The sequence below is a fragment of the Janthinobacterium svalbardense genome (genome assembly GCF_002327145.1).
In the GTDB taxonomy this organism is placed as follows: Bacteria; Pseudomonadota; Gammaproteobacteria; order Burkholderiales; family Burkholderiaceae_D; genus Janthinobacterium; species Janthinobacterium tructae.
Genome location: NZ_CP023422.1, coordinates 815,966 through 836,506 on the forward strand (window position 1 = coordinate 815,966; position 20,541 = coordinate 836,506).

17 protein-coding genes, 1 tRNA gene and 1 pseudogene are annotated in these 20,541 nt (G+C 63.0%); 16 read left to right on the forward strand and 3 right to left on the reverse strand.

Annotated features, from left to right (window positions below; genetic code table 11):
• Positions 1-31 precede the first annotated feature (31 nt).
• The 7 genes and pseudogenes from CNX70_RS03540 to ychF all read left to right on the forward strand — a co-directional run bounded on the left by CNX70_RS03540 (position 32) and on the right by ychF (position 5,605).
• Positions 32-682 (forward strand): outer membrane lipoprotein LolB, encoded by a 651-nt coding sequence (locus CNX70_RS03540; RefSeq protein WP_096233483.1) that lies wholly within the window; start codon positions 32-34, stop codon positions 680-682.
• A pseudogene (gene ispE, locus CNX70_RS03545) lies at positions 679-1,562 on the forward strand (4-(cytidine 5'-diphospho)-2-C-methyl-D-erythritol kinase). Before CNX70_RS03540 ends, ispE begins: the two are co-directional and overlap by 4 nt.
• Before the next feature lie 78 nt (positions 1,563-1,640).
• Positions 1,641-1,717, forward strand: a tRNA-Gln gene (locus CNX70_RS03550).
• 150 nt (positions 1,718-1,867) lie between these two features.
• Positions 1,868-2,818 (forward strand): ribose-phosphate pyrophosphokinase, encoded by a 951-nt coding sequence (locus tag CNX70_RS03555; RefSeq protein ID WP_034753270.1) that lies wholly within the window; start codon positions 1,868-1,870, stop codon positions 2,816-2,818.
• Positions 2,819-2,986: 168 nt separating this feature from the next.
• On the forward strand, positions 2,987-3,598 hold the full coding sequence (locus tag CNX70_RS03560; protein WP_096233485.1) for a 50S ribosomal protein L25/general stress protein Ctc: 612 nt from the start codon (positions 2,987-2,989) through the stop codon (positions 3,596-3,598).
• 115 nt (positions 3,599-3,713) lie between these two features.
• Positions 3,714-4,298 carry an aminoacyl-tRNA hydrolase gene (gene pth, locus CNX70_RS03565; protein WP_071079737.1) on the forward strand — a complete coding sequence of 195 codons (585 nt, stop codon included), beginning with the start codon at positions 3,714-3,716 and terminating at the stop codon, positions 4,296-4,298.
• Between the two features lie 215 nt (positions 4,299-4,513).
• Complete coding sequence (gene ychF, locus CNX70_RS03570; protein ID WP_096233486.1) at positions 4,514-5,605, forward strand: redox-regulated ATPase YchF; 1,092 nt, start codon at positions 4,514-4,516, stop codon at positions 5,603-5,605.
• A gap of 74 nt (positions 5,606-5,679) precedes the next feature.
• Here ychF and CNX70_RS03575 read toward each other — a convergent pair whose 3' ends face one another.
• The gene (locus CNX70_RS03575; protein ID WP_096233488.1) at positions 5,680-7,392 is read right to left on the reverse strand and encodes a PAS domain-containing hybrid sensor histidine kinase/response regulator; all 1,713 of its coding nucleotides are present in this window, start codon (positions 7,390-7,392) and stop codon (positions 5,680-5,682) included.
• A gap of 473 nt (positions 7,393-7,865) precedes the next feature.
• On the opposite strand from CNX70_RS03575, the gene CNX70_RS03580 reads away from it, so the two are divergent.
• The 9 genes from CNX70_RS03580 (at position 7,866) to CNX70_RS03620 (ending at position 19,216) form a co-directional block, all read left to right on the forward strand.
• Positions 7,866-8,384, forward strand: coding sequence for a sigma-70 family RNA polymerase sigma factor (locus CNX70_RS03580; protein WP_096233490.1), 519 nt, complete (start codon positions 7,866-7,868; stop codon positions 8,382-8,384).
• Positions 8,385-8,387: 3 nt separating this feature from the next.
• Positions 8,388-9,362 carry a FecR domain-containing protein gene (locus CNX70_RS03585; RefSeq protein ID WP_096233492.1) on the forward strand — a complete coding sequence of 325 codons (975 nt, stop codon included), beginning with the start codon at positions 8,388-8,390 and terminating at the stop codon, positions 9,360-9,362.
• Between the two features lie 102 nt (positions 9,363-9,464).
• Complete coding sequence (locus CNX70_RS03590; RefSeq protein ID WP_096233494.1) at positions 9,465-11,231, forward strand: ABC transporter ATP-binding protein; 1,767 nt, start codon at positions 9,465-9,467, stop codon at positions 11,229-11,231.
• Complete coding sequence (locus CNX70_RS03595) at positions 11,225-13,021, forward strand: ABC transporter ATP-binding protein (RefSeq protein WP_096233496.1); 1,797 nt, start codon at positions 11,225-11,227, stop codon at positions 13,019-13,021. The genes CNX70_RS03590 and CNX70_RS03595 overlap by 7 nt, the downstream gene beginning before the upstream one ends.
• A 20-nt stretch (positions 13,022-13,041) precedes the next feature.
• Positions 13,042-13,962 (forward strand): ABC transporter permease, encoded by a 921-nt coding sequence (locus CNX70_RS03600; RefSeq protein ID WP_279629344.1) that lies wholly within the window; start codon positions 13,042-13,044, stop codon positions 13,960-13,962.
• Entirely contained in the window at positions 13,959-14,909 is a 951-nt protein-coding gene (locus tag CNX70_RS03605; protein WP_096233500.1) for an iron chelate uptake ABC transporter family permease subunit, read from the forward strand. Before CNX70_RS03600 ends, CNX70_RS03605 begins: the two co-directional genes overlap by 4 nt.
• Positions 14,906-15,676: an iron ABC transporter ATP-binding protein gene (locus tag CNX70_RS03610; RefSeq protein ID WP_096233502.1), complete on the forward strand. Its 771-nt coding sequence runs from the start codon at positions 14,906-14,908 to the stop codon at positions 15,674-15,676. The genes CNX70_RS03605 and CNX70_RS03610 overlap by 4 nt, the downstream gene beginning before the upstream one ends.
• Position 15,677: 1 nt before the next feature.
• Entirely contained in the window at positions 15,678-16,661 is a 984-nt protein-coding gene (locus CNX70_RS03615) for a siderophore ABC transporter substrate-binding protein (RefSeq protein ID WP_096233504.1), read from the forward strand.
• Between the two features lie 119 nt (positions 16,662-16,780).
• Positions 16,781-19,216: a TonB-dependent receptor gene (locus tag CNX70_RS03620; protein WP_244199024.1), complete on the forward strand. Its 2,436-nt coding sequence runs from the start codon at positions 16,781-16,783 to the stop codon at positions 19,214-19,216.
• 5 nt (positions 19,217-19,221) lie between these two features.
• On the opposite strand, the gene CNX70_RS03625 is transcribed toward CNX70_RS03620, so the two are convergent.
• Together CNX70_RS03625 and CNX70_RS03630 are read right to left on the reverse strand one after the other, a co-directional pair.
• On the reverse strand, positions 19,222-20,058 hold the full coding sequence (locus CNX70_RS03625; RefSeq protein WP_096233509.1) for a MipA/OmpV family protein: 837 nt from the start codon (positions 20,056-20,058) through the stop codon (positions 19,222-19,224).
• A complete protein-coding gene (locus tag CNX70_RS03630) occupies positions 20,055-20,447 on the reverse strand; it encodes a hypothetical protein (protein ID WP_157750890.1) in 393 nt (130 codons plus the stop codon). The genes CNX70_RS03625 and CNX70_RS03630 overlap by 4 nt, the downstream gene beginning before the upstream one ends.
• Positions 20,448-20,541: the final 94 nt, after the last annotated feature.

Below are 20,541 nucleotides of genomic sequence, written 5' to 3' on the forward strand. Positions count from 1 at the left end.
TTGCACTTGGGGTGAGCTCAAAAAATTCCCCATGCCAAAAAACTTCATCCCCCTGACTGTCCTGTGCCTGTCCCTCTCGGCCTGCTCGACCCTGACTTCCCCATTCTCGTCCGGCGCCGCGCCATCCGCTCAAACCGTCGCGCCCTACCGTGAGCAGGTGGAGCTGACGGGCCGCCTGAACGTCGTGTACCAGAAGGATGACAAGCCCGAATCGGCCACCGTCAATTTCAACTGGCAGCAGACGGCGCAGCGCACGGATGTGACGCTGTATTCGCCCGTCGGCAGCACCCTGGCGACGATTGCCGTCACGCCGCAGCAGGCTGTGTTGACGCAAAGCGGCAAGGCGCCGCGCAGTGCGCCCGATGTCGATACCCTCTCCGCGCAGATGCTGGGCTGGTCCTTGCCCGTGTCGGGCTTGCGCGACTGGCTGCAGGGATACGCCGTGGGCGCCGATGGCAAGCGCTTTGTCGCTTCGCCCGCGAACGACAGCGTGACGACCAAAGACGGCTGGCGTTTGCGCTATGTGTCGTGGCAAGAAGTAGGGCAAAATGCGGCCGACAATACACCGGGCGCCTTGCCCCAACCGCGGCGTATCGATGCCGAACGCAATGCCAGCGCGCAGGCCGATGCCGTCTCGCTGCGCATCGTGCTCGATCCCGCCACTTCCGCACCTGCACCATGACACTGACGACCCTGAACCATTGCCCGGCCCCGGCCAAGCTGAACCTATTTCTACACGTCAACGGCCGCCGCGCCGATGGCTACCATCTCCTGCAGACGGTGTTCCAATTGCTCGACCATGGCGACACCTTGCACTTTGCGCTGCGCGACGACACGGCGATTGTCCGCGTGACGGCGCTCGCCGGCGTGCCGCAGGAGCAGGACCTGATCATCCGCGCAGCGACATTGCTGCAGGCCGAAGTGCGGCGCCGCAAGGGCGCCTTGCCGCGCGGCGTCGATATCGCCATCGACAAGGTGCTGCCCATGGGCGGCGGTCTGGGGGCGGCTCGTCCGATGCGGCCACGGCACTGATGGCCTTGAACCGCCTGTGGCAGGCTGGATTGACGCGCGAGGAATTGATGGCGCTGGGCTTGCCGCTGGGCGCCGATATCCCGTTTTTCATCTTTGGCGAGAATGCCTTTGCCGAAGGCGTGGGCGAGGCCTTGCAGAGCGTCGCCACGCCAGAATGCTGGTATGTGGTGATCGAGCCGGGCGTGCAAGTACCCACCGCTGCAATTTTTTGCGCGGAAGGCTTGACGAGAAATACCGAACCCGTCACAATAGCGGACTTTTCCAGGTACCTCGCAGAAGGAAACGATGCGGGCGGGTTTGGTAAGAATGATTTACAGCAAGTAGCATGCAGTCTTTTCAAGCCGGTAGCAGATGCGGTAGAATGGCTGGGTGCTTACGGTGAGGCCAGGATGACTGGTTCCGGAGCTTGTGTGTTTAGTGCGTTTGGCAGTCAGGAAGAAGCGGATGCGGTGCTCAGCAATGTGCCACCAGTCTGGATCGCCTGGAAGGCAAAAGCGCTGAGTCGCCACCCGATGCTCACCATGCTGTAGAGAGCAAAAAAAGATTTTGCTTAGCGTCAAATAGTCGGTATAATACTGGCCAACATGACGGCAAGCAGTCAGTAACGTAGGGGAATCGCCAAGCTGGTTAAGGCACTGGATTTTGATTCCAGCATGCGAAGGTTCGAATCCTTCTTCCCCTGCCACCATTTCACCGTAGTCTGTCGATGCGAAGTCAGCGTCCAGTGCGGGAAAAAGCAGATATGTCGCCACGCGGCATATTCTAAACAATGACTGACCGGGCCTATGCCCGGTTAGTGCTTTTCAAGACTTCTATATCACCTCTTGGGACTCCCATGGCTTACGAAAACCTGATGGTTTTTACCGGCAACGCGAATCCAGCGTTGGCAGAGGGGGTCGCAAAAAACCTCGGCATTCCTCTCGGTAAAGCAAACGTTTCGAAATTCTCCGACGGCGAAGTAATGGTCGAGATTAACGAAAACGTGCGCGGCAAGGATGTTTTTGTTTTGCAATCCACCTGTGCTCCAACCAACGACAGCCTGATGGAAATCATGCTGATGGTTGATGCCTTGAAACGTGCTTCCGCTGGCCGCATCACTGCCGCGATTCCTTACTTCGGCTACGCCCGCCAAGACCGTCGTCCACGCTCCGCGCGTGTGGCGATTTCGGCCAAGGTGGTGGCGAACATGCTGGAAGAAGCCGGTGTCGAGCGCGTCCTGATCATGGACTTGCACGCTGACCAGATTCAAGGTTTCTTCGATATCCCAGTCGACAATATCTACGCTTCGCCAATTTTGCTGGGCGACCTGCAAAAGAAAAACTACCAGGATTTGCTGGTGGTGTCGCCGGACGTCGGCGGTGTGGTACGTGCGCGCGCCCTGGCAAAACGCCTGGGCTGCGACCTGGCCATCATCGACAAGCGTCGTCCAAAAGCGAACGTGTCCGAAGTGATGAACATCATCGGTGAAGTCGAAGGCCGCAACTGCGTGATCATGGATGACATGGTCGACACGGCAGGCACCCTGACCAAGGCTGCCGAAGTGCTCAAAGAGCGCGGCGCGAAAAAAGTCGTGGCGTATTGCACGCACGCGGTGCTGTCGGGCCCGGCGATCGACCGTATTTCGGCTTCGCCACTCGATGAGCTGGTCGTGACCGATACGATCCCCCTGTCCGAAGCGGCCCTGGCCTGCGGCAAGATTCGTCAATTGACGTGCGCGCCGCTGCTGGCCGAGACGTTCAAGCGCATCATCAAGGGTGACTCCGTCATCTCGCTGTTCATCGATTAATTCGGTAAGAGCAGCAACAGACGTAATGCCTGCGGCGCGACCGGCTTTTTGCCTGTTGCGCCGCAGTGTTTTAGTTTTCGGGGCGCGTCTGCGCCCATTTCCGAAGATTCCTGGTCGCGGGAATCTTCATAACACAAGGCGCAAGCCTTGTTCTTCTTGGAGTTTCACATGAAAGTTATCGCATTTAAACGCGAATTGCAAGGTTCCGGAGCGAGCCGCCGCCTGCGCATTTCCGGCCAAACCCCTGGTATCGTCTACGGTGGCGCTGAAGCCCCGGTGCTGATCTCGCTGGATCACAACGCCCTGTACCACGCGTTGAAAAAAGAAGTGTTCCACTCGTCGATCCTGGATCTGGAAATCGACGGCGTTTCCCAGCAAGTTCTGTTGCGCGACTTCCAAGTCCACGCATACAAACAACTGGTTCTGCACGCTGACTTCCAGCGCGTTGACTCGAAGCAAGCTATCCACGTGAAAGTGGCGCTGCACTTCATCAACGCTGACGTTTCCCCAGCAGTCAAACTGCACGGCGCGACCATCAGCCACGTAGCCAACGAAATCGAAGTTTCGTGCCTGCCAGGCCAACTGCCGGAATTCATCAACGTTGACCTGTCGAACATCGACGTCGGTCACTCGCTGCACGTCGGCGACCTGGTCCTGCCAGCTGGCGTGACCGTTGTCGCCCATGGCGACAACCTGACCATCGCTACCGCTTCGATTCCAGCTGGCGCGGTTGCCGCCGAAGCTGAAGCCGCTGCTGCTGTTGACGCCGACAAGAAGTAATTTTGCCGCCGCAGCAATGCGGTAGTTGCAAGGAAAAACCCGCCAGGTTCGCCGCGCGGGTTTTTTTCTGCCTGTTTTCACCGATAATGTTTTCTTTTTCATTGCAGACACAGCCATGCCCATACGCCTGATCGTCGGCCTCGGCAACCCGGGACCCGAATACGAACAAACCCGCCACAATGCCGGTTTCTGGCTGGTGGACAATCTTGCCAACAGCTTGCCCGGCACGCGCTTGCAGCGCGATTCGCGCTATAACGCCATGCTGGCGAAAACGTCGATCGCCGGCAAGGAAGTCTGGCTGCTCGAACCGCTGACCTTCATGAACCGCTCGGGCCAGTCCGTGGGCGCGCTGGCGCGCTTTTTCAAGATCGCCGCCGATGAAGTGCTGGTCGTGCACGACGAGCTCGATCTGATGCCCGGCATTGCGCGCCTGAAGAAGGGCGGCTCGGCCGGCGGCCACAATGGCTTGAAAGACATCACGGCCGCGCTGGGCACGCAGGATTACTGGCGCTTGCGCCTGGGCATCGGTCACCCGCGCACCCTGAGCCTGCAGCAGCAGGTGGCCGACTTCGTGCTGCACCGGCCGCGCCGCGAAGACCAGGAACTGATCGAGCAAGCCATCGAGAAATCCTTGCAGGTGATGCCGCAGATCGTCGAAGGCAAGTTCGAGGCGGCGACCATGAAGCTGCATACGGCTTGAGAACAGGGCCTGATGGCGTCACGATACGGCTGTTTTGGCGTCATTTGCCCATCATCGGGCTTTTGAAGCGCGCCTGTCAGGGGTACAATTGACCCCTTGAAATGCAGCACACGCACCATTCCCGGAAAATGGCGAACCATCGCCCCGTTTTCCCTAACAGCACGGCAAGCACGCCGATAGACGGCGCCATGTGCTTTGATTATTAAAGGTTTTCCATGAGTCTCCAATGCGGTATCGTCGGCTTGCCGAACGTCGGCAAGTCCACCCTGTTCAATGCACTGACGAAAGCCGGCATTCCGGCTGAAAACTATCCGTTCTGCACCATCGAGCCGAACGTCGGCGTCGTTGAAGTGCCGGATCCACGCATGGATGCCCTGGCCGCCATCGTCAAGCCGGAACGCACGGTCAACGCCATCGTGGAATTCGTCGACATCGCCGGCCTGGTGGCTGGCGCATCGAAGGGCGAGGGCCTGGGCAACCAGTTCCTGTCGCACATCCGCGAAACGGACGCCATCGTCAACGTCGTGCGCTGTTTTGAAGATGACAACGTCATCCACGTGGCCGGCAAGATCAGCCCGCTCGACGATATCGAAGTCATCCAGACCGAACTGGCGCTGGCCGACATGGGCACCGTGGAAAAAGCGATTCATCGCGAAAACAAGAAAGCCCGCTCGGGCGACAAGGACGCGGCCAAGCTGCTGGCCATCATGGAACGCATGATGCCTTACCTGAACGACGCCAAACCGGTGCGCGCGATGGGCCTGGACGCCGACGAAATGGAACTGATCAAGCCCTTGTGCCTGATCACGGCCAAGCCGGCCATGTTCGTGGCCAACGTGTCCGACACGGGCTTTACCAACAACCCGCTGCTGGACCAGCTGACGGCCTACGCACAATCGCAAAACGCACCCATCGTCGCCATCTGCGCATCGATGGAAGCGGAAATCGCCGATCTGGATGCCGCCGACAAGGGCGCTTTCCTGGCCGACATGGGTCTGGAAGAGCCCGGCCTGGACCGCCTGATCCGCAGCGCCTACAAGCTGCTGGGCCTGCAAACCTACTTCACGGCGGGCGTGAAGGAAGTGCGCGCCTGGACCATCCATGTGGGCGACACGGCACCGCAAGCGGCCGGCGTGATCCACACCGACTTCGAACGCGGCTTCATCCGCGCGCAAACCATCGCCTATGACGACTTCATCGCCTACAAGGGCGAAGCCGGCGCCAAGGAAGCGGGCAAGATGCGCGCCGAAGGCAAGGAATACGTGGTCAAGGATGGCGACGTGCTGAACTTCCTGTTCAACGTCTAAACTTAGACGTCTGGCAGATAAAAAAAACCTCGCAGCTTGCGAGGTTTTTTTGTTTCTGGCGCGCGTACAGCACGCTATGGCGTTGTGGCGCCCTTTGCCGACGCTGTCGTCAAGCTGAGCGCCGTGTCGAGCGCCTCCATGAACTCGGGTACGTTGATGGGCTTGGTCAGATAGCGCAGGAAGCCGGCGTCGAGGCCTTTGCGCACGTCACGCGGCAGGGCGTTGGCCGACAAGGCGATGACGGGGATGTGCGCCGTCAGCGGATCGACGCGCAGCAAGCCCAGCACCTCGGTGCCGCTGATGCCGGGCAGGTTGATGTCCATCAGGATCAGGTCGGGCTGGTGCTGGCGCGCCAGCGTGATGCCGAGGTGGCCATCGACGGCGCTGAGCATGCCCAGGTCGCTGCGGCGGGCGATCAATTGCTCGACCAGGATCAGGTTGGCCGGATTGTCCTCCACGTACAGCACCTTGCGGCGCGGCGCATCGAGCGGCGCATCAGCCGATGGCTTCCGGCCCATATTCCCGGCATGCTCGCCGAGTTGCAGTTCAGGAGCAGATGAGGCTGCCAATTCGATCCAGAACAGCGTGCCGACCCCGACCTCGCTCTCCACCCCCAGCGTGCCACCCATCAGCTCGACCAGTTGCTTGGTGACCACGAGGCCGATGCCGGTGCCTTCCTCGACGCCGGCTTCCTGTCCCAGCCGGTTAAACGGCTGGAATAATTGTTGCAATTGCTCGGCGCTCAGGCCGTTGCCGGTGTCGCGCACGCTCAGGCGCACTTTGTCGCCACGCGGTTTGCATTCCACCAGCACGCTGCCGCCCGCGCGGTTGTATTTGATCGCATTCGACAGCAGGTTGATGACCACTTGTTTGACGCGCGTCAGGTCGGCATGTACGTAGAACGGCTGGTCGAGCGAAGGGAAGGTCAGCGTGATGTGGCGCTTTTGCGCCTGCGGCGTGATCATCGCGCGGCAATCGCGCAAGACTTCGGTGAGCGCCATCGCCTCGCGCGACATGGCGACCCGCCCCGATTCGATCATCGACAGGTCGAGAATTTCATTGATCAGGCGTAGCAGATACCAGCCGCCATTGAGGATCTGCTCCAGCGAGCGTTGCTGCGAGGCGCTGGGCGGCGGCGTGTCCGACGCCATCAGCTGGGCAAAGCCCAGTACCGCGTTGAGCGGTGTGCGCAACTCATGACTCATGCTCGACAAAAATTCCGACTTGGCGCGGTTGGCCTTGTCCGCTTGCGCACGCGCGTTTTCCAGTTCGATGCTATTGTCGCTCAGCACGCGATTGAGTAGCTCGCGCTCCTGCTCCGCATGCTTGCGCACGGTATTGTCGGTGCCGATCAGCAGATAGCCGAGAATGGCGTCGTCCGCATCGCGCAGCGCCGTCACCGAGACGATCGCCGGGAAGCGGCTGCCATCCTTGCGCACATACGTCAGCTCATAACTGTCTTCGATCCCGCGCGACGCCTTGTAGACCAGCGCCTCAAAACCGGGAGCGATCAGCGTACCGAGTTCTTGCGAGAGGGCGGCGGCGCGGGTGATGACCTCGGCCGGATCGGATATGCCGGCCGGCGTAATCTGGTCGATCACCTCGTTTGCCTGATAGCCCAGCATGCGCTCGGCACCGACATTGAATAATTGGATCACACCCTGTGCATCGGTGGCGATGCAGGAAAAATAGGGGCTGCTGAAGATGGCTTCCTGTAGTACTCCCGCTTTCAGGAGCGCAGGCTGGGCTGCGCGTGCGGCGGTACCGGCGCGGTGAATGTCGTTCATGCTTACTGCCCTTTGTTCGCAACGGCCGCTTCCGGTCGGATAGGGCTGGCTGCATATTGTTGAGCGACAGGCGCTGTGGTTTTGTGAAAGACGCTGCTGTCTGTGTTGCTAAACCACATGACAAAGGATATTTTAGCAAATTTCCTTCCCATCGCCGCGTGCATCACGCGGACAAGACGGACGGCCTGGCGTGGGCAGTCAGTTGCACCAGAGCCATGCGTTTTTTGCGCAGCGTCTGGGGCCGCTTGCCCCGCTGGCATGGTGCGTGCTGCTGGCGGCCGCACTGCACGTCTACCGGCCTTCGCTGTGGGCCGCCTTCAGGCTGCTGAGGCCGGTCCAACAACAGCACTGACAGCGTTTGCTGCGCGTCGCCGTATTGCGCTTTCCTTGTGACTCCGCGTACAATGAGAATAATTCTCATTTATATTTGTGCGCCTGCGGTTCCGCTGGCCATCGACCACAGGAAGGGTAACGTGAGCACCGCCGAGTTAGCGCTTCAGCAGCAAGTCAGCAGTTTGTACACCGACCACCATGGCTGGCTGCGGGGCTTGTTGCGCCGAAAGCTGGGCAATGCCTTCGATGCAGCCGACCTGGCGCACGACGTGTACCTGCACCTGATGAAGACGGGCCGCGTACCGCCGGCCGGGGAGTCGCGCCGTCATCTGACGCAGATCGCCAACGGCATGGTCATCGACCTGTACCGCCGCCGCCAGATCGAAGCGGCCTACCTGGAAGTGCTGGCCCTGGTGCCCGAAGCGCTGGCGCCGTCCGAGGAAGAGCGCGCTCTGGTGCTGGAAGCGCTGGCGGAAATCGACGCCGTGCTGCACCGGCTGCCGGCCAAGGCGCGCCAAGCCTTGCTGCTATGCAAACTCGACGGTATGAGTTACCGCGGCATCGCCGCCGAACTGCAAGTATCTGTTTCGTCTGTTGAAAAATACATCGCCGCCGGCTTGCTGGTCTGCTACCAGGCCTTGCATGGGCAGGATGCCTGAGCCATGGAAGTGCTGATTGCGCCCGCCATCGTCCAGCAGGCTGCCCGGTGGATGGCGCGTCTGTGGTCCGATGACGCCAGCGACGAGGACCAGGCCGAGTGCGCCCGCTGGCGCGCTGCCCATCCGCACCACGACCTCGCCTGGCAGCGCCTGCAAGCGTTCGAAGGCAAGCTGCACAGCGTGCCGCGCGAGGTGGCCCGCCATGCACTGCGCGAACCGGCCTGCGCCGCCTACCTGAACCGCCGCCGTGCCCTGAAGGTGCTGGCCGTGCTGTTGCCCGTGGGCGGCATGCTGTATGCGGCGCGCGGCATGGATGCCTGGCAAGTGGCCATGGCCGGCCACGCTACGGAGAAAGGGGAAATTCGCGAAATCATGTTGCCTGACGGCACGCGCGTGATGCTCGCTTCCGCTTCTGCCATCGATGTGCGCTTCGACGCCAGCGAGCGCCGGCTGATCCTGCGGGCAGGGGAAATCCTCGTCACCACGGCCCACGACCCGGCGCAGCGGCCTTTCCGCGTGCAGGGCCGCCACGGCACGGTGCGGGCCCTGGGCACGCGTTTTACTTTGCGGCAAGACGAACACACGTCGCGCGTCGCCGTCTTCGAGGGCGCCGTCGAGGTGCGCCTCGCGCATGCACCGGAGCGGCCCGTGCGCATCGCCACGGGCCAGGGCGCCGTCTTCTCGGCCGACATCGTGCAGTCTGGCGCGCCTGCCTCCGCCAGCGCCGCAGCCTGGACCAAGGGCGTGCTGGTGGCCGACAACATGCGCCTTGATGACCTGCTGGCGGAACTGGCCCGCTACCGGCCGGGCCTGCTGCGCTGCGACCCGGCCGTGGCCAGCCTGAGCGTCAACGGCGTGTTTTCCTTGCGCGATACGGACCGCGCGCTGCACAACCTGGCGCTGGCCTTGCCGGTGCAGATTGTTGCGCGCACGCGCTACTGGGTGACGGTGCAAGCCATACCCCAGGCTGCTGCCTGACAATTTCACGGGCCCGATTGAGGGTTTTGCATTCTCGTTCGGGATATAGGTAAGAGCCACCCTTATCCATAGACCTTATGCACGTTTTTTTCCGCTTTTCCCATGAGTAGCCCAAGCCGCCAAGCCGGCCCCATCAGCCGGATCTTGCACCCCATCCGCGGCCGCCTGATCGTCGCTGCTGTGCTCGCCGGCACGGGTTCCATGCTCACCTTGGTGCCGCTGGCGGGTATCGCGCACATCGCGCAAATCGCCCTGGACCCTGTACTGGCGCAAGGCGAGCTCTGGCCCGTCATCGTCGCCAGCGTCGCTTGCCTGTTTGCCGGCATGGCGCTGATGTCGCTGGGCGAGCTGGCCGCCCACCTGGCCGATAACCGCCTCACCCATCAATTGCGCTTGCAAGCCATGCAGCGCCTGGGGCAAGTGCCGCTGGGCTGGTTCACCAGCCGGGCCTCGGGCGAGGTCAAGCAGGCGATGCAGGATGACATCCATACCTTGCACAGTCTCACCGCGCACTTCTACACGACGACGGGACGCGCCGTCGGCGCCATCGCTATCTCGGTGGTGTACCTGTTCGCCATGGACTGGCGCCTGGCCATCGTCTCGCTATTGCCATTCCCCGGCTTTTTCCTGTTCTTCGGCCGGGCCATGAAGGCCAGCGGGAGCAATATGGCGCAATTCGTCGCCGGCATGGGGCGCATCAACAATGCGGTGGTGGAGTTCGTCAATGGCATTCCCGTGGTCAAGGCCTTCGGCGCCACGGGCCGCGCGCATGGCAGCTACCGCGCTGCCGTCGACGCTTTTGCCGATGCGTTTGCTGCATTCACGCGCCCCCTGGTCGGCTCGATGGCGAATGCCAATGCGCTGATCGCACCCGTGGCCGTGCTGGGCGTGGTGGTGCTTGCCGGCACCGTCTTCGTGGCCCTTGGGGCGATGGCCCCCGTGGACATCCTGCCGTTCGCCCTGGTGGCGCCCGGCATTTCCGCGCCCATGCTGCTGTTGCATTACCTGACGCACGACCTCAACAACGCCACCGGCGCCGCCCAGCGCGTGCAAACCTTGCTCGATACGCCCGTGCTGGCGCAGCCAGCGCCGGATCAGCAGCAATTGCCGAACGGCACCGAGATCCGCCTGGAAGGCGTCAGCTATGCCTATGATGGTCACAACAAGGTGCTGTCGGACATCACGCTGACTTTGCGTCCTGGCACGGTGACGGCCATCGTCGGCGCCTCCGGTTCCGGCAAGTCGACCCTGGCGCGGCTGCTGCTGCGCTTTTTCGACCCGAGCGAGGGGCGCATCACCCTCGGTGGCGTCGACCTGCGGCACATCGCCACACCCGAGCTGTACCGGCGCATCGGTTTCGTGCTGCAGGAAGTGCGATTGATCCACGCCAGCGTGCGCGAGAACATCGCGCTGGGCCGGCCCTCGTCCAGCGCGCAAGAGATCGAAGAGGCGGCGCGCCTGGCGAACATCCACGAACGCATCCTGGCCTTGCCGCGCGGCTACGATTCCGTGATCGGCGAGGATGCGCAACTGTCTGGCGGCGAGTTGCAGCGCGTCAGCATCGCCCGCGCCGTGCTGCTCGATCCAAACGTGCTGGTGCTCGATGAAGCCACGGCGGCGGCCGATGCGGAAAACGAAGTGGCGATCCAGGACGCGCTGTCGCGCTTTGCCCTGGGCCGCACCCTGCTGGTGATCGCGCACCGGCTCGATACCATCATGCACGCCGACCACATCATCGTCGTCGAGAACGGCGCCATCGTCGAGCAGGGCAGCCATGCCGGATTGCTCGCAGACAAGGGCCGCTATGCGCAACTGTGGACGCTGGGCGGCTATCAGGATACCCAGGAAGAGGCGAGCCCGTCATGCTGAAGACTTTCATACAATTGCTGGGCGACGATGCGCCTGTTTTCCGCCGCTACTGTGCCATGGCGCTCGCGTATGGCGTGCTCAGCGGGCTGACGATCACCGCGCTGGTGCTGGCGCTGGGCCGGCTGCTGGCTGGTGACACGGGCGGCGCGGCCCTGTGGCTGCTGGTGCTGCTGGCCGGGCTGGTCGCTTGCTGGGGCTGGCGGCGCCAGGTGGAAAAGGCGGGCGTGCGCGTCGGCGTGACGGTGCTGCAAGGGGCGCGCCAGCGCCTGGGCGACCACGTGGCACGCCTGCCCGTCGGCTGGTTCACGCCGGACAACACGGCGAAACTGGGCCACGTCATCACGCAGGGCATGATGAACGTGGCGCAACTGCCGGCCCACGTGCTCACGCCCGTCATTTGCGGCGCCGTCACGCCCCTGGTGCTGGTGGCCGCGCTGTTCGCGCTGCACTGGCAGCTGGGCGTCATGGCGCTGCTGGCGCTGCCCCTGCTGGCGGGCGCCTTGCGGCTCACGGCGCACCTGGGCCAGCGCGCCGACGACGCCTACCACCGGCATTTTGCCCAGACCAGCCAGCGCCTGGTGGAGTTTGCGCAAGCGCAATCCGTCTTGCGCGCTTTCAATGGTAACGGCGATGGTAACGGCGGTGGCGACGGCACGCGTTTTTTGCGGCAAGCCATCGACGAGCAACGCCACGCCGGCACGCGGCTGATCTATCTGTCGGCCCTGTCGTCGGTGCTCAACGCCTGGGCCGTGCAAGCCATCTTCGCCGCCTTGCTGGCCGCTGCCGCGCTGTGGCTGCAGAGCCTGCTGGGTGCGCCATCTGCTGCGGGTGACGCTATTTCTGTCATCGTGGCACTGCTGCTGGTGGTGCGCTTTGTCGACCCGCTGCAGGAAGTGGCCAGCTATGGCGAAGTGCTGCGCGGCGCGCGCGGCCCGCTCGACGCTGCGCGCGACATTTTCGCCGTGCAGCCCTTGCCGGAAGCTCCAGCGCCGCAAGCGCCGCGCGATGGTTCCGTCGAGCTGCGCGGCGTGGCTTTCCGCTATGCACAGGATCAGCCTGACGTATTGACGGACATCAATCTGCAGATTGCACCGGGCAGCATGACGGCGCTGATCGGCGCTTCCGGCTCCGGCAAGACGACGTTAGTACGCCTGATAGCGCGTTTCTTCGATGCCAGCCAGGGTAGCGTGCTGGTGGGCGGTGTCGATGTGCGCGACTTGTCCAGCGAGCAATTGGCCGGGCAGATCAGCCAGATCTTCCAGGACAGCTATTTGTTCCACGGCAGCATCGGCGACAACATCCGCATAGGCAAGCCGGACGCGAGCGATGCCGAAGTGCTGGACGCGGCGCGCCAGGCGGGCGTGGCCGAAATCATCGCCCGCCTGCCGCAGGGACTCGATACGCCCGTGGGCGAGGGCGGCGCGCGTCTGTCCGGTGGCGAGCGCCAGCGCATTGCGATTGCCCGCGCGCTGATCAAGGATGCGCCGATTTTGCTGGTCGACGAAGCGACAGCCGCGCTCGATGCGGAAAACCAGGCCGCCATCGCCGAGGCGCTGGCGCGGCTGCGCGGCAAGTGCACGCTGATCGTCATCGCCCACCAGCTGTCGACGGTGGCCATGGCCGACCAGATCGTCGTGCTCGATGGCGGCACGCTCCGCGAGCAGGGCGCGCCAGCCACCTTGCGCGCACAGAACGGCCTGTATGCGCATTTCCTGGCTCAGCGCCGGGCGGCCAAGGGCTGGCGCATCGCCGCGCCCGCGCGCCAGCCTGGAACGGAGTCCGGCATTTGACACGCGTGCGTTGGTTTTTCTTGTTTTTTCTGCTGTGCGGTGCTTCGCTGCTGGTGGGCGCCAGGCAGATGGAGTGGAGCCAATTGCTGTCGTCGTCCGAGGATGCATGGCTGACCCTCACGGCCAGCCGCCTGCCGCGCCTGGCGGCGCTGGTGCTGACGGGTGTGGGCCTGTCCGTCTGCGGTGTCATCCTGCAGCATATCGTGCGCAACAAATTTGTCGAGCCGGCCACCTCGGGCGGCCTCGACGCGGCCAAGCTGGGCATTCTCGTGTCGCTGACCGTGGCGCCCGCAGCGGGCACGGCGGGCAAGATGGCGTTCGCGCTGGCCTTTTGCTTTGCCGCCAGCTTGCTGTATGTGGCGCTGATCCGCCGCATCCGCTTCAAGAACACGATCCTGGTGCCCGTCATCGGCCTCGTGTATGGCGGCGTACTGAGTGCCGTGGCCGAGTTCTATGCCTACCGCAACAACATCCTGCAAAGCATGCAGGGCTGGCTGCTCGGCGATTTCTCGCGCATCGTGCAGGGCAACTATGAAATCATTTATCTGATCTTGCCCATCGTTGCCCTCACGTATCTGTACGCGCAACGCTTTACCGTGCTGGGCATGGGAGAAGGCATGGCCACCAGCCTCGGCCTGAACTATGCGGCCACGGTGGCGCTGGGCCTGATGCTGGTGGCCGTCACCGTGGCGGCCACGGTGATCACGGTAGGGGCGATTCCGTTTGTCGGGCTGGCCATCCCGAACCTGGTGGCTTTGCGCCATGGCGACAACCTGGGCCGCACCTTGCCCATCGTGGCCCTGTGCGGCGCCTCGCTGCTGCTGGCCTGCGACATCGCCGGGCGCTTGCTGATCTACCCGTTCGAGGTACCGATCGGCCTGACTGCGGGTGGCGTGGGCGGCGTGCTGTTCCTCATATTGATCATCCGGGGGCGCCGATGAAGCGGCTATTCAAGCAGCGGACGCTGTGGCTGGTCGTGTGTGCCCTGGCGCTGGCCTTCCTCTTCCTCGGCGCCAATCTCGATTTTGATTACGTCATTCCCAAACGATTGTCGCGTCTGGCCGCCATCGTCATCGGTGGCGTCTGCGTGGCGGTCTCATCCATCGTGTTTCAGACCATCGCCGGCAACCGGATATTGACGCCGGCCGTCATGGGCTACGAAGCCGTGTACCTGCTGCTGCAGTCGCTGCTGATCCTGGCGATGGGCATGCACAGCGTGGTGCTGCTGGGACACAACGGCAATTTTGTCGTGTCGATCGCGCTGATGCTGGCGTATTCCTGGGCCATCCACTCTTGGCTGTTTCGTGATGGCAAGAACAACGTGTATTTCCTCTTGCTGCTGGGATTCGTGCTGACGATGGTGATCGGCACGTTTACCCAGTTCATCCAGCTGCGCATCAGTCCCGGCGAATTTGCCATCTTGCAAGGATTCAGCCAGGCATCGTTCAACAAGGCGCAACCCGCACAATTGCTGACTGCGGCCCTGCTGGTGGGCGCCGCCTGCGTGGCCGTGCTGAAAACCTTGCCGGCGCTCGACGTGCTGGCGCTGGGGCGCGAGCAAGCCATCTCGCTCGGTATCGATTACCGGCGCATGGTGCAGCTGCAGCTGGCGCTGATCGCCGTGCTGGTGGCGGTGTCGACGAGTCTGCTGGGTCCGACGGCCTTCATGGGCATCTTTGTGGCGAACACAAGCTATGCCCTGGCCCGCACGGCGCGCCATCGCGTGACCTTGCCATTGGGCTGCGCCATCGCCATCGCCATCTTCCTGGCCGCCCAGTTGCTGGTCGAGCACGTTTTTAACTACCGGACCACGGTCGGCATCCTTGTCAACCTGGTGTGTGGCGCGTACTTTCTGGCGCTCATGGTCCGCACCCGAGGCACCACATGATCCACGTCAAACAGATTGAAAAAAGCTACGGTGCCAGGCGCGTGCTGGACAACGTCAGCGCGCAGTTTCCCAGGGGGAAAGTGACATCCTTGATCGGCCCCAACGGCGCCGGCAAGACCACCTTGCTGATGCTCATCGCGCGTCTGCTGGAGCCGGGTCAGGGGGAAATTCTGCTTGGCGGGCGCAGCATCGCGGACATGCGCATTGCTGACTATGCACGGCAAGTGGCCACCCTGCGCCAGTCGCCCGATTTCAACCTGCGCCTGACGGTGGAAGAACTGGTCGCCTTCGGCCGCTTCCCCTACAGCCGTGGCACGCTGACGCCACAGGACCGGCTCGCCATCGATGAGGCGATCGCCTTTTTGTCGCTCGAAGCGCTGCGTGCCGCGTATGTCGATGAACTGAGCGGCGGCCAGCGCCAGATGGCCTTCCTGGCCATGACGATTGCCCAGCAGACGGACATTTTGCTGCTTGACGAGCCGCTCAACAACCTCGACATGAAACACGCCGTGCAGATCATGCGCGCGCTGCGCCGCCTGTGCGACGAGCAGGGCCGCACCGTGATTCTGGTGATCCACGACATCAACTTCGCCGCCAATTACTCGGACCACATCGTCGCCATGCAGGGCGGCGCCGTGCGCTTTGCTGGCCCCGCGCACGAGGTTGTCACCGAGGAACGCTTGCGCGCCCTGTACGACATCGATTTCCACATCGTGCGCAACGAACGCGGCTGCGTCTGCAATTACTTTACCCCCACAGGAGCTTGAGATGATCTGCAACCAACCCCGTCTGGCAACCGCCGTGCTGCTCGCCGCCATGGCGGTCTTGCAAGGCTGTACCGACAAGACGGCGAGCGTACCGCCGGCGCCTGCCGCCTCGGCCACACAGCCGGCGTTTGCTCCCATCACCATCGTGCACAAGCTGGGCACGACAGTGATCGACAAGCGGCCGCAGCGCGTGGCCGTGCTCGACATGAATGAAGTCGATTTCCTCGACCAGCTGGGCGTGCCCGTGGCCGGCATGGTGAAGGATTACGTGCCGCACTTTCTCACCCGCTACAAGGACGACCAGGACATCCGCGACCTGGGCGCCATCGTGCAGCCGAATCTCGAACATATCCACGCGCTCCAGCCCGACCTGGTGCTGATGACCTCGATCCAGGCCAACCACTATCATGAGCTGAGCCAGATCGCGCCCACCTTGCACTTCGACGTGGATTACCAGAACAGCGAGAGCAAGCACATCGAGGTGGTCAAGCAACACTTGCTGACACTGGGACGTATCTTCGGCAAGGAAGACCTTGCTCGCCAGAAGGCCGCCGAGCTCGATGCGAAGGTGGCGGACGCGCGCAAGGTGATGCAGGAGCGTCCCGAGAAGGCGCTGATCGTGCTGCACAACAACGGCGCCTTCAGTGCATTCGGCGTGCAGTCGCGCTACGGCTTCGTCTTCGATGCGCTCGGCGTCAAACCGGCCAGCACGGCCATCGAAGCGGGCTTGCATGGGCAGCCCATTTCCAGTGAGTTCATCCAGCAAGCCAATCCCGACATCATTTATGTTGTCGACCGTACGGCCGTGATGGAACACCGTCCCGTCATGACGGCCGAACAGATGGCCAATCCGCTCTTGCGCCAGACTAATGCCTGGAAGAATGGCCGTGTCGTCTTCGTCGATGCCGATGCCTGGTACATCACGGCAGCCAGCGTGACGTCGCTGAAACGGGTGATCGACGATGTGCTCAAGGGGTATGAATAATATAAGTTATTTTTTTAATGATTCGTATTTGCATTGAGGGTTTTGCCTTTTCGTTCGGGAGATAGGGTGAGAACAAGCAATCATCCAATCTGAAAAGGACTTAACTTATGGCAACACGCATGGCGACACGCCACCTTCCCGCCTTGAACCTGAACCGTATCGCCACTGCCGTGCAACTGGCGCTCGTCACGGGCCTGACCATGGGGGCGCTGAGCGTGGCGGCCCCGCCGGCCTTTGCGCAAGCGGCGCAAGTCCGGCAAGCGTTCAGCGTGCCGGCCGGTGCACTGGGCCTGGCGCTCAACACCTTTGCTGCCGAGGCAGGCGTCGAACTGACGGTCGATGCAGGTTTGCTGCAGGGCAAGCACAGCGCCGGCCTGTCCGGCAGCTACAGCGTGCCCGAAGGATTTTACGAATTGCTGCGCGGACACGGCTTGCAGGCTGTGCGCGAGGGCAATGGCAGCTACACGCTGCGCCGCGAGCTGGCGCACAGCGCCAGTGCAGAGGCCGCCGCAACCATGCCGGCCGTGACGGTGTGGGGCACAGGCAACACTGTCACCGATGCCTACGCAGGCGGGCAAGTGGCGTCCGGCGGGCGCGTGGGTTTTCTGGGCGACAAGGATTTCATGGAAACCCCGTTCAACACCATCAGCTATACGGATACCTTCATCGCAGACCGGCAAGCGCGCGATATCACCGATGTGATCTCGGCCGCCGATCCCACCGTCTTCAGCAGCGGCATGACGGGCATCATCGGCGAGAATTACTCGATACGCGGTTTCAGTTCCGGCACCAGCGACGTCGCGTTCGGCGGGCTGTTCGGCGTCTCGCCCGTGTACCGTACCTCGCCCGAGATGTTCGAACGCATCGAAGTGCTGAAAGGCCCGTCGGCCTTGCTCAACGGCATGCCGCCGGGCGGTTCGGTGGGCGGCAGCATCAATCTGGTGCCCAAGCGCGCGGGTGATGCACCGCTGGCGCGCGTGACGGCGTCGTATATCTCGGATTCCCAGTTCGGTGGACATGTTGATCTGGGCCAGCGCTTTGGTGAAAACAAGCAATTCGGCATCCGCATCAACGGCGTCTACCGCGACGGCGATGGCGCTATCGAGCATCAGAAAAAGAAGACCCAGCTCGCATCCGTGGGACTCGACTGGCGCGGCGTTGGCGCGCGCGTGTCCGCCGACCTGTACAGCAGCGAAGACCGCGCGCGTGGCTTGAACCGTGGCGTCAACCTGGTCGCGGGACTGCCCGTGCCGCGTCCGCCGAAAGCGGAGACCTTGCTCAATCCCAGCTGGGCCTTCTATGACACGAAGGACAAGGGCGCCATGCTGCGCGGCGAATATGACGTCAACGAACAACTGATGGCGTATGCCGCCATCGGCGCTGGCAAGGCCGATTACCAGTCGACGGGCGCCTACCTGATCCAGGTGTTCAATACGGCCGGCGACTACCGCACCAATCTGGCCGACCTGGGTTTTAAGCTGGAAAAACAATCAGCGGAAGTGGGCGTGAAGGGCAAGTTCCGCACAGCCGGCATCAGCCATCAATGGGCGGCCAACGCGACGTATTACCACCACACGGACAAGCAGTTCGGCCGCAGGAATACCTTGGCGCAAGATTGGATCACGAATATCTACCATCCCGTCTGGGGTCCAGCGACCCGCTTCGAGGCACCGCAAATTTCGAAGACGGAATTGCGCCTGGCCAGTGTTGGTCTGGTTGATACCCTGTCGTTTGCGCAGGATCAAGTGCAACTGACGGTGGGCTTGCGGCGCCAGGAAGTGCTCAACGATAGCTTCAACGTGAAGACGGGCGCGCGAACCTCCCGCTATGACGCCGCTGCCACGACGCCGGCCGTCGCCCTGTTGGTCAAAGCCGCCAGGAATGTTTCGCTGTACGCCAATTACATCGAAGGCTTGAGTCAGGGTGCGACGGCCCCCATGACGGCGGCCAACGCGGGCGAAGTGTTTGCCCCGTATAAATCGAAGCAGATGGAGGCCGGCGTCAAGGTCGACCTGGGCGAATTCGCCCATACGCTCAGCGTGTACGAAATCAAGCGTCCCAGCAGCTATGTGGACCCGGTCAGCAATATCTTTTCGTTTGGCGGCGAGCAGCGCAACCGCGGCGTCGACTGGGGCTTTTTCGGCTCGCCCGTGCGCGACATGCGCCTGATGGGCGGTATCGCCTATGTGGATCCGACCCTGGCCAGGACGGATGACGGCGTCAACCAGGGCAAGCAGGCGGCGGGTGTGCCCAAGCTGCAGGCCAAGCTGGGCGTGGAGTGGGATGCGCCGCCGGTGCCGGGGCTGACCCTGACGGCGAACGCGACGGTGGCATCGAAGCAATACATCAATGAAGACAATTCATTGTCGGTACCGGGCCGCAGCGTATTTGACCTGGGCGCGCGCTACGCCACCCGCGCCACCGGCCGGCCGTTGACCGTGCGCGCCAGCGTGAGCAACGTGGGCAACAAGGCGTATTGGGCGTTGCCGCAATGGACCAGCCTGGGGCTGGGCGCGCCGCGCACTTTCATGCTGTCGGCCACGACGGACTTTTAAGCCGGCTAGTCGTGCGGGCCGCGCGCCAGGCTGTCCGAGCGGCGCCAAGTCCACATCAGACCGATGCCGGCCGAGGTGCCGCTGTTCTGGCGCAGCAGGGGGCTGCTACGGTTGGCGGCGCTTGCGTAAGTGTCGTAGCGTACAAAGGCAAAGGCGCGCCAGTCCCGGTGCAGCCGGTAGGAACCGCCCAGGCCAAGGCGCGTGAGCATCAGCCCGCTTTTTGCCGCATACGCCGGACGCTGACCGGTGGCAAACGCGGGGCTGACGCCATAAAAGTAATCGTTGATGGCGGCATTGCCCAGTACGGTGCCCAGGCTGGCATCGACGTGCCATGCCTGCTGATCGCCTTGCAGTGCATACACGAGGCGTGGCTCGAACGTGGCGCCCTGGCGGCGCAGGCCGCCGCGCGCCTCGATGACGGCGCGCAAGGGCAGTTCCAGGCCCAGGCGGCTGTTGCGGGTCGGTTCGGCCAGCTTGATTTTCAGGCGCGGGCCAAATTCCACCAGGGTGCCCAGGTCCGGCATGCCGCGCCGGGCCGGCACGTCGCTGGATCTGGCCGGCAAGGACAGGGCGAAACCCACGTCGAATTCCACCCGCTCCGTGTCGAGCAGGCGCGCGCCCACGCCTGAGCGGTCAGCACGCAGCACTTTCCCGCGATAAATCAAATAGGGCAGGGCCAGGCTGCGCGTCGAGCGTTCGCTGGCGCCGGGATAGGCGGGCGTGACGGCCGTGCCGCCGAAGACGCCCGCTTCCCATAAGGGCAGCGGTGCTGCGGCGGCTTGCGCCGGCGCCATGGCGGCGAAGAGGGCGCAGGCGGCCGACAAGGTGCGGGCGGTGTTCATCGAAGGACTGTGCAAGGTTTGCCGGCCTGTAGCGATTCCAGCGCCTTGTCGCTGAGGGCGCTCGATTGACCGCTTTTCTTTGCCAGCGCGATGGCCTGGCGGAAATGAAATTCGGCCGCATCGGAGCGGCAGGCCCCGCTGGCGGCGCGTCCCGCCTGGTGATGCAAGCGCGCCTGCCAAGCGAAGTCGCCATGGCCCAATTCGGCATTGTCGGCCGCAGCCGCATAGCTGCGCATGGCGCGCTCCCAGTCGCCCTGGCTGGCCGCCTCGCGTGCGAACTGCTCCTGCTGCGCCGCCATGCGCAGTTCGGTTTGCGTGGAGCAGGCGCCCAGCGCCATCAAGACCAGTGGCAGGACGAGGCAAGCGCGCAGGCAGAGTAGTGTGGACATGGCGCCACTGTAGCGCATGCGCAGGTGCGCACGTTTGCGCGCTACGCATGAATTGGAGATTTCCCCCGGCATGGATGACATATAATTTGCACAC

Excerpts from the sequence above, each read along its gene's own strand:
- CNX70_RS03540 (WP_096233483.1), top strand. The coding sequence starts at position 32 with ATGCCAAAAAACTTCATCCCCCTGACTGTCCTGTGCCTGTCCCTCTCG.
- CNX70_RS03555 (WP_034753270.1), top strand. The coding sequence starts at position 1,868 with ATGGCTTACGAAAACCTGATGGTTTTTACCGGCAACGCGAATCCAGCG.
- CNX70_RS03560 (WP_096233485.1), top strand. The coding sequence starts at position 2,987 with ATGAAAGTTATCGCATTTAAACGCGAATTGCAAGGTTCCGGAGCGAGC.
- pth (WP_071079737.1), top strand. The coding sequence starts at position 3,714 with ATGCCCATACGCCTGATCGTCGGCCTCGGCAACCCGGGACCCGAATAC.
- ychF (WP_096233486.1), top strand. The coding sequence starts at position 4,514 with ATGAGTCTCCAATGCGGTATCGTCGGCTTGCCGAACGTCGGCAAGTCC.
- CNX70_RS03575 (WP_096233488.1), bottom strand. The coding sequence starts at position 7,392 with ATGAACGACATTCACCGCGCCGGTACCGCCGCACGCGCAGCCCAGCCT.
- CNX70_RS03585 (WP_096233492.1), top strand. The coding sequence starts at position 8,388 with ATGGAAGTGCTGATTGCGCCCGCCATCGTCCAGCAGGCTGCCCGGTGG.
- CNX70_RS03590 (WP_096233494.1), top strand. The coding sequence starts at position 9,465 with ATGAGTAGCCCAAGCCGCCAAGCCGGCCCCATCAGCCGGATCTTGCAC.
- CNX70_RS03595 (WP_096233496.1), top strand. The coding sequence starts at position 11,225 with ATGCTGAAGACTTTCATACAATTGCTGGGCGACGATGCGCCTGTTTTC.
- CNX70_RS03605 (WP_096233500.1), top strand. The coding sequence starts at position 13,959 with ATGAAGCGGCTATTCAAGCAGCGGACGCTGTGGCTGGTCGTGTGTGCC.
- CNX70_RS03610 (WP_096233502.1), top strand. The coding sequence starts at position 14,906 with ATGATCCACGTCAAACAGATTGAAAAAAGCTACGGTGCCAGGCGCGTG.
- CNX70_RS03615 (WP_096233504.1), top strand. The coding sequence starts at position 15,678 with ATGATCTGCAACCAACCCCGTCTGGCAACCGCCGTGCTGCTCGCCGCC.
- CNX70_RS03620 (WP_244199024.1), top strand. The coding sequence starts at position 16,781 with ATGGCGACACGCCACCTTCCCGCCTTGAACCTGAACCGTATCGCCACT.
- CNX70_RS03625 (WP_096233509.1), bottom strand. The coding sequence starts at position 20,058 with ATGAACACCGCCCGCACCTTGTCGGCCGCCTGCGCCCTCTTCGCCGCC.
- CNX70_RS03630 (WP_157750890.1), bottom strand. The coding sequence starts at position 20,447 with ATGTCCACACTACTCTGCCTGCGCGCTTGCCTCGTCCTGCCACTGGTC.